The 13214-nt window shown below is 72.1% G+C and carries 13 protein-coding genes; 5 read left to right on the top strand and 8 right to left on the bottom strand.

The window, feature by feature from the left end; translation table 11 throughout:
- Positions 1 to 167 precede the first annotated feature (167 nt).
- On the bottom strand, positions 168 to 2093 hold the full coding sequence (typA, locus tag JOM49_RS01190; protein ID WP_372443954.1) for a translational GTPase TypA: 1926 nt from the start codon (positions 2091 to 2093) through the stop codon (positions 168 to 170).
- 206 nt (positions 2094 to 2299) lie between these two features.
- Here typA and JOM49_RS01195 point away from each other — a divergent pair, with 206 nt between their 5' ends.
- Complete coding sequence (locus tag JOM49_RS01195) at positions 2300 to 2452, top strand: hypothetical protein (protein WP_209662336.1); 153 nt, start codon at positions 2300 to 2302, stop codon at positions 2450 to 2452.
- Between the two features lie 13 nt (positions 2453 to 2465).
- Here JOM49_RS01195 and JOM49_RS01200 read toward each other — a convergent pair whose 3' ends face one another.
- Positions 2466 to 2765, bottom strand: coding sequence for a YciI family protein (locus tag JOM49_RS01200; RefSeq protein ID WP_209662337.1), 300 nt, complete (start codon positions 2763 to 2765; stop codon positions 2466 to 2468).
- 219 nt (positions 2766 to 2984) lie between these two features.
- Between JOM49_RS01200 and trpS the strand changes: the two genes are divergently transcribed.
- Positions 2985 to 3950, top strand: a complete 966-nt coding sequence (gene trpS / locus JOM49_RS01205; protein WP_209662338.1) for a tryptophan--tRNA ligase — start codon at positions 2985 to 2987, stop codon at positions 3948 to 3950.
- 48 nt (positions 3951 to 3998) lie between these two features.
- Here the strand turns inward: trpS and JOM49_RS01210 are convergent, their stop codons facing one another.
- Genes JOM49_RS01210 through JOM49_RS01220 form a run of 3 tightly spaced genes read right to left on the bottom strand, consistent with a single transcriptional unit; the run spans position 3999 to position 6429 of the window.
- Entirely contained in the window at positions 3999 to 4391 is a 393-nt protein-coding gene (locus JOM49_RS01210; protein ID WP_209662339.1) for a (deoxy)nucleoside triphosphate pyrophosphohydrolase, read from the bottom strand.
- Positions 4388 to 5725 carry a sensor histidine kinase gene (locus tag JOM49_RS01215; protein ID WP_209662340.1) on the bottom strand — a complete coding sequence of 446 codons (1338 nt, stop codon included), beginning with the start codon at positions 5723 to 5725 and terminating at the stop codon, positions 4388 to 4390. The genes JOM49_RS01210 and JOM49_RS01215 overlap by 4 nt, the downstream gene beginning before the upstream one ends.
- Positions 5722 to 6429: a response regulator transcription factor gene (locus tag JOM49_RS01220; protein WP_372443955.1), complete on the bottom strand. Its 708-nt coding sequence runs from the start codon at positions 6427 to 6429 to the stop codon at positions 5722 to 5724. Before JOM49_RS01220 ends, JOM49_RS01215 begins: the two co-directional genes overlap by 4 nt.
- Positions 6430 to 6585: 156 nt before the next feature.
- Between JOM49_RS01220 and JOM49_RS01225 the strand changes: the two genes are divergently transcribed.
- From JOM49_RS01225 to JOM49_RS01235, 3 genes are read left to right on the top strand one after another with little or no spacing between them, the layout of a single operon-like run.
- Entirely contained in the window at positions 6586 to 7692 is a 1107-nt protein-coding gene (locus JOM49_RS01225) for a LolA family protein (RefSeq protein WP_209662341.1), read from the top strand.
- A gap of 26 nt (positions 7693 to 7718) precedes the next feature.
- On the top strand, positions 7719 to 8684 hold the full coding sequence (locus tag JOM49_RS01230) for an ABC transporter ATP-binding protein (protein WP_372443956.1): 966 nt from the start codon (positions 7719 to 7721) through the stop codon (positions 8682 to 8684).
- Complete coding sequence (locus JOM49_RS01235; RefSeq protein WP_209662343.1) at positions 8681 to 9556, top strand: ABC transporter permease subunit; 876 nt, start codon at positions 8681 to 8683, stop codon at positions 9554 to 9556. Before JOM49_RS01230 ends, JOM49_RS01235 begins: the two co-directional genes overlap by 4 nt.
- On the opposite strand, the gene JOM49_RS01240 is transcribed toward JOM49_RS01235, so the two are convergent.
- The 3 genes from JOM49_RS01240 to JOM49_RS01250 are packed head-to-tail and all read right to left on the bottom strand — an operon-like array spanning position 9540 to position 13155.
- Positions 9540 to 10553 carry an ABC transporter ATP-binding protein gene (locus JOM49_RS01240; RefSeq protein WP_209662344.1) on the bottom strand — a complete coding sequence of 338 codons (1014 nt, stop codon included), beginning with the start codon at positions 10551 to 10553 and terminating at the stop codon, positions 9540 to 9542. The two genes, JOM49_RS01235 and JOM49_RS01240, sit on opposite strands and share 17 nt — an antisense overlap.
- Positions 10553 to 12124: an ABC transporter permease gene (locus JOM49_RS01245; protein WP_209662345.1), complete on the bottom strand. Its 1572-nt coding sequence runs from the start codon at positions 12122 to 12124 to the stop codon at positions 10553 to 10555. Before JOM49_RS01245 ends, JOM49_RS01240 begins: the two co-directional genes overlap by 1 nt.
- Positions 12100 to 13155 carry a thiamine ABC transporter substrate-binding protein gene (locus JOM49_RS01250; RefSeq protein ID WP_209662346.1) on the bottom strand — a complete coding sequence of 352 codons (1056 nt, stop codon included), beginning with the start codon at positions 13153 to 13155 and terminating at the stop codon, positions 12100 to 12102. The genes JOM49_RS01245 and JOM49_RS01250 overlap by 25 nt, the downstream gene beginning before the upstream one ends.
- Positions 13156 to 13214 lie beyond the last annotated feature (59 nt).

Consider the following 13214-nt stretch of genomic DNA (forward strand, 5'->3'; position numbering starts at 1 on the left):
CACGCCGCGCCCGGTGGTTCCCCGCCTCAACCGCAACTGCTCACCTCTCGCTCGCCGGACCGCCATGCTGCCATGGACAGCGATCGCCCCGACACCGGGTTTGTCCCCATCAAGGAGACGCGCGACCCCCGCCGCCGGTTCCGGCTCGCATCCGGGACGCGAAAGCGTCAGCCGCGGTTCTTGGCCCGGTTGCGCTCCTTGGCCCTGGTGTTCACGTCCAGCGTGACCTTGCGGATCCGGACCACGTCGGGCGCGACCTCGACGCACTCGTCGACGGCGCAGAACTCCAGCGCCTCCTCCAGGCCCATCTTGCGCGGCCGGGCCAGCGTCTCCATCACGTCGGCGGAGGACTGACGCATGTTCGTCAGCTTCTTCTCCTTGGTGATGTTGATGTCGAGGTCCTCGGCACGCGGGTTCTCGCCCACGACCATGCCCTCGTACACCTCGGCGCCCGGCTCCACGAAGAAGCTGCCGCGGTCGGCCAGCTGGATCATCGCGTAGGCGGTGATCGGGCCGGAGCGGTCGGCGACCAGCGAACCGCTGTGCCGGGTGCGGATCTCGCCCGCCCACGGGTGGTAGCCCTCGAACACGTGGTTCGCGATCCCGGTGCCGCGGGTCTCGGTGAGGAAGTCGGTGCGGAAGCCGATCAGGCCACGCGCGGGCAGCACGTAGTCCAGCTTGATGCGGCCGGTGCCGTGCCCGCCCATGTGCTCCATCTTGCCCTTGCGGGCGGCCAGCAGCTGGGTGATCGAGCCGAGGTGCTCCTCCGGCGCGTCGATCGACAGGCGCTCGAACGGCTCGTGCACCTTGCCGTCGATGACCCTGGTGACCACCTGCGGCTTGCCCACGGTCAGCTCGAAGCCCTCGCGGCGCATCTGCTCGACCAGGATCGCCAGCGCCAGCTCGCCACGGCCCTGGACCTCCCAGGTGTCCGGGCGCTCGGTCGGGATGACGCGGATGCTGACGTTACCGATCAGCTCCTGGTCCAGCCGGGCCTTGACCAGCCGCGCGGTGACCTTGTCGCCGCCGTTGCGCCCCGCCAGCGGCGAGGTGTTCACGCCGATGGTCATCGAGATGGCCGGCTCGTCCACGGTGATCCGGGGCAGCGCCTCCGGGTTGTCCAGGTCGGCCAGGGTGTCACCGATGGTGATCTCGGGGATACCGGCGATGGCGACCAGTTCACCGGCACTGGCCTCGGTGGCCGGGACGCGGGTGAGGGCCTCGGTGACCAGCAGCTCGGAGATGCGCACGGAGTGCACCGAGCCGTCCTCGCGCAGCCAGGCCACGGTCTGGCCCTTGCGCAGCTTGCCCGAGTGGATGCGGATCAGCGCGATGCGGCCGAGGAAGTTCGACGCGTCGAGGTTGGTGACCAGCGCGCGCAGCGGGCCGTCGGGGTCGGCGAGGGGCGGCGGCACGTGGCGCAGCAGGGTCTCGAACAGCGGGTCCAGGTTCTCGCTCTCGGGCAGGCCACCGTCGGCGGGCTGCTCCAGGCTGGCCTTGCCGGCGCGGGCCGAGGCGTAGACCACCGGCAGGTCGAGCACCGCGTCGAGGTCGGCGTCCTCGATGTCACCGGCCAGGTCGAGCAGCAGGTCGTGGGTCTCCTCGACGACCTCGCTGATCCGGGCGTCCGGGCGGTCGACCTTGTTGACCACCAGGATCACCGGCAGCCCGGCCTCCAGGGTCTTGCGCAGCACGAACCGCGTCTGCGGCAGCGGCCCCTCGCTGGCGTCGACCAGCAGCACCACCCCGTCGACCATGGCCAGGCCGCGCTCGACCTCACCACCGAAGTCGGCGTGCCCGGGGGTGTCGATGACGTTGATCGTCACCGGCCCGTCCTCGGTCTGGCGCCGGATGGAGGTGTTCTTGGCGAGGATGGTGATGCCCTTTTCGCGTTCCAGCTCCCCGGAGTCCATCACGCGGTCGACCATCTCGGCCCGTTCGGCGAAGGCGCCGGACTGGCGGAGCATGGCGTCGACCAGGGTGGTCTTGCCGTGGTCGACGTGTGCGACGATGGCGACGTTGCGCAGGTCGGGCCGGGTCCGGCCGGACGTCCCGCGGTCGGTCCCGGCGGCGATGACACTGGCTGCGGGCACGCTCGAGCTCCTGATACTTCGGAATTGGGGTGGCCGACCGCGGATACCCGTGTTGGAAGCCAATCCAAGGCACGCGAGAGCGGCGCTGGTCATACGCGATCACGAACAGGATACCTGCCGCACCCGTGTGACCAGGGCCACGCCCTGTGTCCCGGCCGGAACTGGCCTAGCCTGGGGGCCTGGGACCGGCGTTTTCGGGAGTGTGTGTGGGCAAGAAGCACAAGGGTGATCCGAAGGCGCTGGTGCGCAAGTGGATCAAGGCGGGCAAGGTCAAGAAGAAGTGCTGCCGGTCCGATCCCCGCTGCAAGAAGTGCCCGGTGCTCGCGCTGAAGAAGGCGAAGGCCAAGACCGCCGCCTGAGGTCCCCGCGCGCTCAGTGCGTGAGCGCTTCGTTCAGCCGGTGCAGTTCGGGCGCGGTCCGCGTGGCCGAGAACTCGATCACCTCGTAGCGCGCCAGGTGCTGCAGCGCGAAGGGATCGGTGGCCAGGATCGCGTCCAGTTTCCCGCGCGCCATCGGCCGCGCGACGATCACGCCGCCGACTCGGGGGTTGCGCCTGCCGGAGGCGAGGAAGTGGTGTTGTTCGTACTGCCGCGTCAGCCAGGCGACGTGGTCGGGCAGCACGTAGTCGATTTCTTCCAACGGTGCCGTGTAGTTGACCAGTACGACATACATCCGTTCACGGTAACTCCGGCCTTCGCGGGTGAACACCGTTCACCACCTGGTCGATGCGGGTCCGATCCCTTAGGGTGGGCGGCATGCGCGCTTCGTCCCAGATGTGGTGGCCGCCGACGGCGGCCTGAGACTTGCGCGTGACAAACCGGCCGCCCGTTCGGGTGGCCGTTTTTCGTGTCGGCACCTCGAGCGAGCGGCGCCGACCCGAAGGGAAATCCCGTGATCCGGCTCTCCGCCATCACCCCGTCCGGCCACGTCCACCTCGGCAACCACCTCGGCGCGATCCGCCGCTGGGCCGCCGAGGGCGCGCCGGACGACCTGTACTTCATCTCCGACCTGCACGGCATGACCGGTGCGCACAACCCGGCCGTGCTGCGGTCACTGGCCAGGGAGCAGCTCGCGGTGCTGATCGCGGCCGGGGTCGGGGAACGGACCGTGTTCGTGCAGTCCGATCTGGCCCGCGAACTGGGCGCGCTGACCTGGATCCTCGAGTGCACCTGCAGCTACGGCGAGGCCGCGCGGATGATCCAGTTCAAGGAGAAGAGCAAGGGCCAGGCCGGGGTGCGGCTGAGCCTGCTCACCTACCCGGCGCTGATGGCCGCGGACATCCTGCTGCAGGGCGCCGCGCAGGTGCCGGTCGGCGAGGACCAGCGGCAGCACGTGGAGCTGGCGCGCGTGCTCGCGCGGCGGTTCAACGCGACCTACGGCGAGGTGTTCACCGTGCCGGAGGCCGTGCTGCCGCCCGCCGCCGCGCGCGTGCGGGACCTGAGCGACCCGACCAGGAAGATGTCGAAGTCGACGCGTGATTCGGTCGGGGTGCTGTTCGTCCTCGACGACCCGGACGCGCTGCGGCGCAAGATCAAACGGGCGGTCACGGACGGTGGGAGCGAGGTCGTCTACGAGCCGGAGGCGCGGCCCGGCCTGGCGAACCTGCTGGACATCCTGGCCGGTTGCCTCGGCGGCTCACCCGCCGAGCTGGCCGCCTCCTTCAGCTCGTACGGGGCGGTGAAGAAGGCGGTCACCGAAGCCGTGATCGAGACGCTCACACCCATCCGGACGGCGGCGCAGGCGCTGCTGGCCGACCCGGCGGAACTGGACCGCATCCGGAAACAGGGCGCCACCCGGGCCGCGGAACGGGGCGAACACCGGCTCGCCTCCGCCCTCCGCCTCGTCGGCGCCGGTTGAACGCTAGGAGTGGGGCATTACTTGCGTTCATTGCAAGTAATGCCCCATTCATAGCATTGGCACGAGTAGCGCGGTCAGGTCCGGGATGAGGACGCGGTCCGCCGGTAGCCAGTCCAGGGAGTCCAGGTCGGCGGCGGAAAGCCAGCGCAGGTCCCGGTGTTCCACGGCCCGCGGTTCGACGTCCGGCTCGATCAGCGCCGCGTAGATCCGCAGCACGGAACCGCCCGGCAACGGCACGTCCGGCCCGACCCGCTCCCTCACGGTGATCGCCGCGTCCAGTTCCTCCAGGCACTCCCGCCGCAGAGCGTCCACTTCGGACTCATCCGGCTCGACCCGCCCGCCGGGCAGTTCCCACTTGCCGTCCGCGTCCGCCGGCCAGGCCCGCTGCTGCGCGAGCAGCTTCCCGTCCCGCACGATCGCCGCGCCCACCACCGTCTTCACAAGCGCGGGACGCTAGCCGACCGCCACCGCACCTCGAACCGCGCCCCGCCCTCCGGCGACTCCCCGACCTGCACCGAACCACCGCGGCGCCGCACCGCCTCGGCGACCATCGCCAGGCCCAGCCCGGTGCCGCCGGAGGTGCGCGCCCGGTCGTCGGCCACCCGGTAGAACCGGTCGAACACCCGGTCCCGGTGCTCGGGCGCGATGCCGGGGCCGTCGTCGTCGACCACCACCCGCACGCTCGACCGCCCGGCCAGCACCGACACCACGATCTGCCCGCGCGCGTACCTGGCCGCGTTGCGCAGTAGGTTGTTCAGGATCAGCTCCACCTCGGCGTGTGACGCGTGCGCCCACGCCTCCCCGACCGCACCGGCGATGCGCGTCTCAGGCGCGTCCGCGGGCATGCGCGCGACCGCGGCCCGCGCCTCGGTGACCAGTTCGACCGGCTCGGCGGCGGGCAACTCCCCCGCGTCCGACCGCGCCAGCGCGAGCAGGCCGTCCAGCAGCGCCGACAGCCGTTCGGCCTCGGCGAGCACGTCGGCCAGCGTCTCCTGGGCCAGTTCCGGATCCGGGTTCGCCACCGCGACCTCGGCCTGCACCCGGATCGAGGCCACCGGCGACCGCAGCTCGTGCGCGGCGTCACCGGTGAACCGGCGCAGCCGCTGCGCGGCCTCCTCCTGCCGCGCGAGCAGTTCGTTGAAGTCGGCGGCGAGCGCGCGCAGGTCGTCGTGCGCGGACGGCAACGGCAACCGCGCCCCGGCGGGCAGCGCCCGGACCGAGCGGCGCATCCGGGTGACCGGCCCCAGCGCGGACCGCACCCCGAGCCAGGTCGCCAGCGCCGCCACCAGCGCACTCAGCAAGGCCACCCAGACCAGCCAGAACGCCCCGTCGGACACGGCTTCGTGGAACCCGACCAGCCCGGTACCGACCACCACCAGCCGCTGCGAGCCGTCCGGTTCGGTGACCACCGAGCCGAGCCACCGCCAGCGCGGGCCGTCACCCTCGTCGCCGGTCCGCACGGCCAGGCCGGACTTCAGCTCGCGGATCTCCTGCGGCCCGAGTCCCGGCGCGGGCGGCAGCCCGTCGCGCGGCGTGCCCGCGATGTCCAGCACCCGGACGGTCACGCCGGACAACGGCGTGGCCGGGCGCCCGGCGGCGACCTCGGCGGTGGCCGGGGCCAGCGCCTGGTTCAGCTCGAAGTCCACCGACCGGATGAGCAGCGGCCCCAGCCCGCGCCCGGCGATCAGCGCGAGCCCGGCCAGGCAGGCGAAGGTGACCGCGGCCGAGACCAGCGTGATCCGGAAGCGCAGGCCGCGGCGGTTCCACCAGGTCACCCGGGCGTCAGCACTTCGTCGAGCTGCGGGTCGGAGGCCAGGTAGCCGTGCCCGCGCACGGTGCGCACCACCGAGCCGCCGCCGACCGCGTCCAGCTTACGCCGCACGTATCCCACGTACACCTCGACGACATTACGGGTGGCGGCCTGCTCGTCACCCCACACCGCGCGCAGCAGCTCGTCCTTGGTCACCACCGTGCCCGCCCGGCCGACCAGCACCTCCAGCAACGCGAACTCACGCGGGCTCAAGGCCACCTGCTCCTCGCCCCACTTGACCTCGCGCGAAGCCCGGTCCACCTGCAACGACCCGATGCGCAACGGCCCACGCGAACCGTCCGGGGCCGCCCGCCGCAGCACCGCGCGCACCTGCGCGACCAGCACCACGAACGAGAACGGCTTCACCAGGTACCCGTCGGCACCCAGGTCCAGCCCGTCGGCCTGGTCCACCTCACCGTCCTTGGCCGAAACCAGCAGGACCGGCGTCTGCACGCCCTGCGCCCGCAGCGCCTGCAGCACGCGGTACCCGGACAGGCCGGGAAGCATGATGTCGAGCAGCACCACGTCGAAGGCACCGGTCTCGGCGAGCTTGAGCGCGCTCGGCCCGTCCGCGGCGGCGAGCACTTCCATGCCCTCGGCCCGCAGCCCGCGCTGCAGCGCCTTCCGCACACCCGGCTCGTCGTCGACAACCAGTACCCGTGGTTTCACGGTTCTCAGAATGCCCTGATCGCCGGCTTGCGCGGCTGATCTCTCAGCGCCCTCTCAGCATCACGCGGCATCTCAGCCCCATCTCAGCCTCAGGAGGGAAGCCTGGCACTCGGGAATCCTCCACACTGGCACTACCGACCACAGGGAGTTCACGAGATGCAACCCAGGAAGAAAGCACTCGTCGCCGCGGCCTCGGGCACCGCGATCGGCCTGGCCGGGCTGGCCTTCATCGCCATGCCGGCCGGCGCCGGTGAGGCCCCGCCCGAGCTGCCCGCGGTCAGCGCCGAGGACCTGGTCCAGTCCGTGCTCACCGCACAGGCACCCGCGCTGAGCGGCACGGTGACCGTGTCCGAGCAGCTCGGCCTGCCCGCCGCCCTGCCCGGCGTCGGCACGCTCGACCTCGACGAGGCCCGCGTGTTCAACGACGGCAACGGCAAGACCAGGCTGGCGATCAAGCAGGGCGGTGCCGAGAACACCGTCGTGCACGACGGCGCCACCGTCTGGTCGTACAACTCGGCCGACAACACCGCCACCAAGGTCACCCTGCCCGCGGGGGCGGGCCACGGCCAGCACGAGGGGATGACCGAGGACGGGCAGCTCACCGACCCGACCGCGGTCGCCGGGCAGCTGCTCCAGGCGGTGCGCGAGTTCAGCACGGTCACCGTCGACGGCACCGCCAGGGTCGCCGACCGCCCGGCCTACGAGCTGGTGCTCACGCCGAAGCCGGACGAGCGGACGCTGCTGCGTGAGATCCGCGTGGCCGTGGACTCCGAGACCCGGCTGCCGCTGCGCCTGGAGGTGCTGACCAACGGCACCACCGAGCCGGCGCTGGAGATCGGCTTCAGCGAGTTCGCCGTCGAGCAGCAGCCCGCCGACCTGTTCGCCTTCACCCCGCCCGCCGGGGCCAAGATCGACGAGGTCACGCCGGAGGCGAAGCCCGACCAGGCCGAGGCCGACAAGGCCAAGGAAGCGGTCGACCCGCAGGTCGTCGGCGAGGGCTGGGACTCGGTGATCACCGGTCGCGTGCCCGCGGACGCGCTCGCGGGTGGCAAGCTGCCCGCCGCGGTCGAGGGCCAGGACGGTGGCGAGGGCCTGGACGTGCAGGCGCTGCTCGGCCAGATCGCCAAGCCGGTCAGCGGGCCGTTCGGCACCGGCCACGTGATCACCACCAAGGTGGGCACCGCGCTGCTGACCGACGACGGCCGCTTCGCCGCCGGCGCCGTGCCGGAGCAGGTGCTGATCGACGCGCTGGGCGCGAAGTGACCACCACCCACCAGGGGGTACCCGAGGTGGCCGTTCCGGAAGGAGCGGCCACCTCGGCCGTCCCACTGGCCGCGAAGACCCGCGGCCTGCGCAAGGTCTACCGCGGCACGGTCGCGGTGGACCAGGTCGACCTCGACGTACCGGCCGGTGCCGTGCTCGGCATGCTCGGCCCCAACGGTTCGGGCAAGACGACCACCATCCGCATGCTGCTCGGCCTGGTCCGGCCCACCGAGGGTGAGGTCGAACTGCTCGGCGAGCGCATGCCCGACGGCGCCGGCCGCGCGCTCCCGGACGTCGGCGCGCTGGTCGAAGGCCCCGGCTTCCACCCGTTCCTGTCCGGCCGGGAGAACCTGTTCCGGATGGCCGCCGCCGAGCCCCGGCTGTCCACAGCGGACATTCCGAGCGCGGTGGCCGCGGCGCTGGACCGGGTCAACCTGACCGGTGCCGCGCACCGGCGGTACCGGGGGTACTCGCTGGGCATGAAGCAGCGGCTCGGCCTGGCCGGGGCACTGCTGGTGCCGCGCCGGATGGTGGTGCTGGACGAGCCGACGAACGGGCTGGACCCGGCAGGCACCCGCGACATCCGCAAGATCATCGCCGAGCTGCACGCCGCGGGCACCACCGTGGTGGTCTCCTCGCACCTGCTCGCCGAGGTCGAGGCGACCTGCACGCACGTGGCCGTGCTGCACGCCGGGACCGTGGTCGCCCAGGGCGAGCTCGCCGAACTGCTGGAGTCCGGCTCGCCGAACCTCCTGGTGTCCACTCCGGACACCGAGCTGGCGATGGAAGTGCTGCGGGAGAACCGGATGCCGAGCAAGCTGACCCCGGAGGGGGTGCGGGTGGACCTGAGCACCAGCACCCCGCCGCAGGTGCTGGAAACGCTGGTGAAGGCCGGGGTCGGGGTCTACGAGGCCCGCCGCGCCCGCACCGGGCTGGAGGACCTGTTCGCCCGGCTGACCCAGGACGAGCCCGAACCAGAGGAACGCGCATGACCGCCATCGCCGCTTTGCCGCACCCCACGCCCGCACGGGCGATCGGCGTGCCGCGCCTGCTGCGCGCGGAACTGCGCTGGATCTTCCGCCGTCCGCGCACCCTGGCGGTGCTCGGCCTGCTCGCCGCGATGCCCGCGGTCATCGGCATCGGGCTGACCTTTGTGGACGGTCCACCCAGCGGTGGCTCCGGCGGGCCCGACAACGGTGGTGACTCACTGCTCGTGGCCGCCGCGGGCAACGCGCTGGTGCTGCCGATCGCCGCGCTGACCATGGGACTCGGCCTGCTGCTGCCCCTGGCCGCGGCGATGGCCAGTGCCGACGCGCTGGCCGGCGAGTCGTCGCACGGCACGCTGCGCGGCTGGCTGCTCTCCCCGGTGAGCCGGGGCAGGCTGCTCGCGGTCAAAGCGCTCGGCGTCGGCGTGGTCGTGCTGGTCGCGGTCACCGCGATGGCCGTGGTCGGCGTGGTCACCGGGGTGATCCTGAACGGGACCGACGCGATCTTCACCCTCTCCGGTACCACCCCGGGGTTCGGCGCGGTACTGGGGAAGATCGCCATCGCCGTGCTGTGGGTGACGCTGCAGGCGTGGGCGATCGGCGCGGTGGCGCTGGCGATCTCGGCCTGCACCGAGCACCCGATGCTGGTGGTCGCCTCGGTGCTGGGCGGGGTGATCGTGTCCTCGGTGCTGCAGCTGCTCGACTCGCTGTCGTGGCTGCACCCGTTCCTGCTGAACTCGTCGTGGGAGGCGCTGGCCGACGTGCTGCGCGACCCGGTGCCCACGGCGAGCCTGCTCGAAGGCGCCATCCGGGCGGCCTGCTACATCGCGATCGGACTGTCGCTGGCGTACGCGCGCATCATCACGAAGGACGGCTGAGCAAGGCGATCCCGTCCGGATCGAGCCTGAGCCGGACGGGATCGCCCGCCGCCAGCTCGGCGAGCACCGGCGCCGCCGCGTCCACTGTGGACCCGTCGCCGAGGCGGACCTTCAGCCGGACGTGGTCGCGCCGGTAGACCTGCGAGACAACCTCACCGCTGATCCCGGTGTCCGCCTCGCGCAGTGCGGTCGGCCGCAGTCCCAGGCGGACCGGGCCTTCGACGTCCGCCCGGACTTCGCCGAACGCCGAGCTGAGGACGCCGTCCCGGCCGGTCGCGTCCACGAACGCCGTCACCCCGAGGAACCGCGCCACCCGCTCGTCCATCGGCCGCCGCCAGACCTCGCGAACCGGGCCCACCTGGCGGATCCGGCCGCCCTCCAGCACGGCGACCCGATCGGCCAGGGTGAACGCCTCCTCCTGGTCGTGCGTCACCAGCAGCGTGGTCACCCCGGCGCGGCGGAGCAACGCGGCCAGGTCGATGGCCAGCTGTTCCCGGAGTTCGGCGTCCAATCCGGACAGTGGCTCGTCCAGGAGCAGCAGCCGCGGCCGCGGCGCCAGTGCGCGGGCCAGCGCCACCCGCTGCGCCTCGCCACCGGACAGCTCGGTCACCCGGCGGCGGCCGTATCCCTCGAGTCCCACCAGTTCCAGCAGCTCGGCCACGCGCGCGGCGTGCTCGGCCTTCGGCACCCGGTGCATGCGCAGGCCGAACGCGATGTTGCCGGCGACGTCCCGGTGGGGGAACAGCTGGCCGTCCTGGAAGACCAGGCCGAACTCCCGGCGGTGCACCGGCAACCCCGAGAGGTCGGTGCCGTTCCAGCACACCCGCCCGTCGCTCAGCGGCTCCAGTCCGGTGATCGCCCGGAGCAAAGTGGACTTCCCGGAGCCCGAAGGCCCCAGCAGCGCCAGCACTTCCCCGTCGCCGATCTCCAGCGAGGCGTCCGCGACGGCGGTGAGCGAGCCGTAGCGCACGGTCAGGTGCTCGGCTGTGAGTGGCATCAGAACTCCCCGGTCGACGGCCCGAGCCGGTCGATCACCATCACCACGGCGGCGGTGAGGAGCATCAACAGCACGCAGGCCGCGTACGCCATCTGACTGTTCAGTTCGCCGGGCCGCGAGATCAGCGCCGCGATCGCCACCGGCAGCGTCGGTTCGCCGGGCCGGGCGAGGAAGCTGGTGGCGCCGAACTCGCCGAGCGCGATCACGTACCCGAAACCCGCGGCGGCCACCAGCGATCGCGCGGCCAGCGGGAAGTCGATCTCGCGCCAGACCCGGGCCGGGCTCGCGCCGAGCGTGGCCGCCGCCTGCCGCAGCCGCTCGTCGACCGAGCGCAGCACCGGCAACACCATGCGCACGATCATCGGGATGATCACCAGCGCCTGCGCGAACGGCACCAGCAACGGGGAAGTGCGCAGGTCACCGGGCAGGTCGTCGAGGGTGACCAGGTAGCCGAAGCCGACCGTCACCGCCGAGACACCGAGCGGCAGCATCAGCGCGGCGTCCATGGTCTCGCCCGCTCCCCTGGCGAACCGGCCGGGCAGACGCCTCAAGGAGACCAGCACCACCGAGGCCAGCACGCCGACGCACATCGCCAGCACGGTCGCGTCCGTCGCGGTCCGCAGTGAGCGCAACGCCGCGTCCCAACCGGACACCGGCAACGCGCCACCGGTCGTGGCGAGCCCTTCGAACCCGGCGATGCTGGACTTGAGCAGCAACGCCACGATCGGCGTGAGCAGCAGGCCCAGCACGGCGACCGCGGCGGCGACCACCCACCATTCGCGGCCTTCGGGCCGTCGCACCGATTCCGCGGCCGCCCGCAGGTGCAACGCGGTCTCCCGGCGGCGGCGCGCGAGGGCACCGATCACCAGCGCCGCGACCACCGCGAGCAGCTGCACCAGCGAGAGCGCGGCCGCGCCGGACAGGTCGAGCAGGTTGACCGTGCGCAGGTAGATCTCGGTTTCCAGGGTGCGGAACCGGCCACCGCCGAGGATGAGCACCACGCCGAAACTGGTGGAGCAGAAGAGGAACACCACGGCCGACGCGGAGAGGATCGCCGGGGTCAGGCGCGGCAGGGTGACCGAGCGGAACGCCTGCCACGAGGACGCGCCCAGCGCCCGCGCGGCCTCCTCCGCTCGTCTGTCCAAATGGGACCAGAGCCCGCCGACCGTGCGAGCCACCACCGCGACGTTGAAGAACGCGTTGGCCAGCACGATCGACAGCACCCCGCCGTCCGGCCAGAGCGCGCGGAAGGCCAGCCCGACGACCACGGTGGGCAGCACGAACGGCACCAGCACGATGGTCCGGACCAGCGCGACGCCGGGCAGCTTGAGCCGGGCGAGCACGAACGCGATCGGCAGCCCGGCGAGCACCGAAAGCACGGTCGACGCGGCCGCCTGCCCGACGGTGAACCCGGCCAGCCGCCAGGTCGACGCCTGGCCCAGCACCTCGGCCACCCCGCCGTCGCCCAGGCCGAGCCCGAGGATCGCGGCGACCGGCCAGGCGAAGAAGACGACCAGGAAACCGAGGGGCAGAAGCGCCAGGAGAACTAGCCCTCGATGAGTCCGCGCCACTGCTCGATCCACCGCTCGCGGTTCGCCTGGATCTCCTCACCCGGCAGCGAAGCGGGCTTCGGCGGCTGCGGCGCCGCCTGCACCCAGCTCGCGGGCAGCTCGACGCCCTCGCGCGAGGGGTAGACGTACATGTTCTCCGCGACCGTGCTCTGGAACTGTTGCGAGAGCAGGAAGTCGACCACGCGCCCGGCCTTGTCGGCCTGCTTGCCGCCGGCCAGCAGCCCGGCGTACTCGACCTGGCGGAAGCAGGTGTCCAGCAGCGCCTTGGTCCGCGGCTTGCCGTCCTCGGCCAGTTCCGCGGCGGGCGAGGAGGCGTAGGAGACGACCAGCGGCCGCGGGCCCTTGCCGGAGGAACCGGAGAACTCCTGGCTGTAGGCGATTTCCCAGCTGCTGACCGCCTTGACGCCGTTCGTCTTCAGCTTGCCCCAGTACTCGGACCAGCCCTGCGGGCCGTACTTGGCGACCGTACCGAGCAGGAAGGCGAGGCCGGGCGAGCTGGTCGCCGGGTTCTCCACCACCAGCAGGTCCTTGTACTGCGGGTCGGCGAGGTCGTCGAAGGTCTTCGGCTCGGGCAGGCCCTTCTCGGCGAAGTAGGCGGTGTCGATGTTCACGCACACATCGCCGACGTCGACCGCGGACAGCCGGTGCTCGGGGTCGATGGCGTAGCGCTGCGGGCCGCGATCGGCCTCCGGGCTGGTGTAGGGCTCGAAGACGCCCTCGGCCAGCGCGCGGGAGGCGAAGGTGGAGTCGACGCCGAACGCGACGTCGGCGATCGGGCTGGCCTTGGTCAGCACCAGCTTGTTCGTCAGCGCGCCCGCGTCCCCCTCCTTGAGCACCTCGATGCGGATGCCGGACTGCTGCTGGAACGCGTCGAGGATCTCCTGCGGCGCGGCGAACGAGTCGTGCGTGACCAGTTTGATGGTGGTCACGTCGTCGCCGGCCGGTTCCTCGGATCCGGAGAACAGCGTGCAACCGGCGAGCAGCACCCCAGCCGCGCACAGCACGGCCGCCGCGCGGACGGTGCGTGTCATGGGCCCCTCCTTGCTCGGGATCACCGGCGGCAGGCGAGGGCGGACCTCCCTACGCCGGC

This window comes from Amycolatopsis magusensis (assembly GCF_017875555.1).
Lineage (GTDB): Bacteria > Actinomycetota > Actinomycetes > Mycobacteriales > Pseudonocardiaceae > Amycolatopsis > Amycolatopsis magusensis.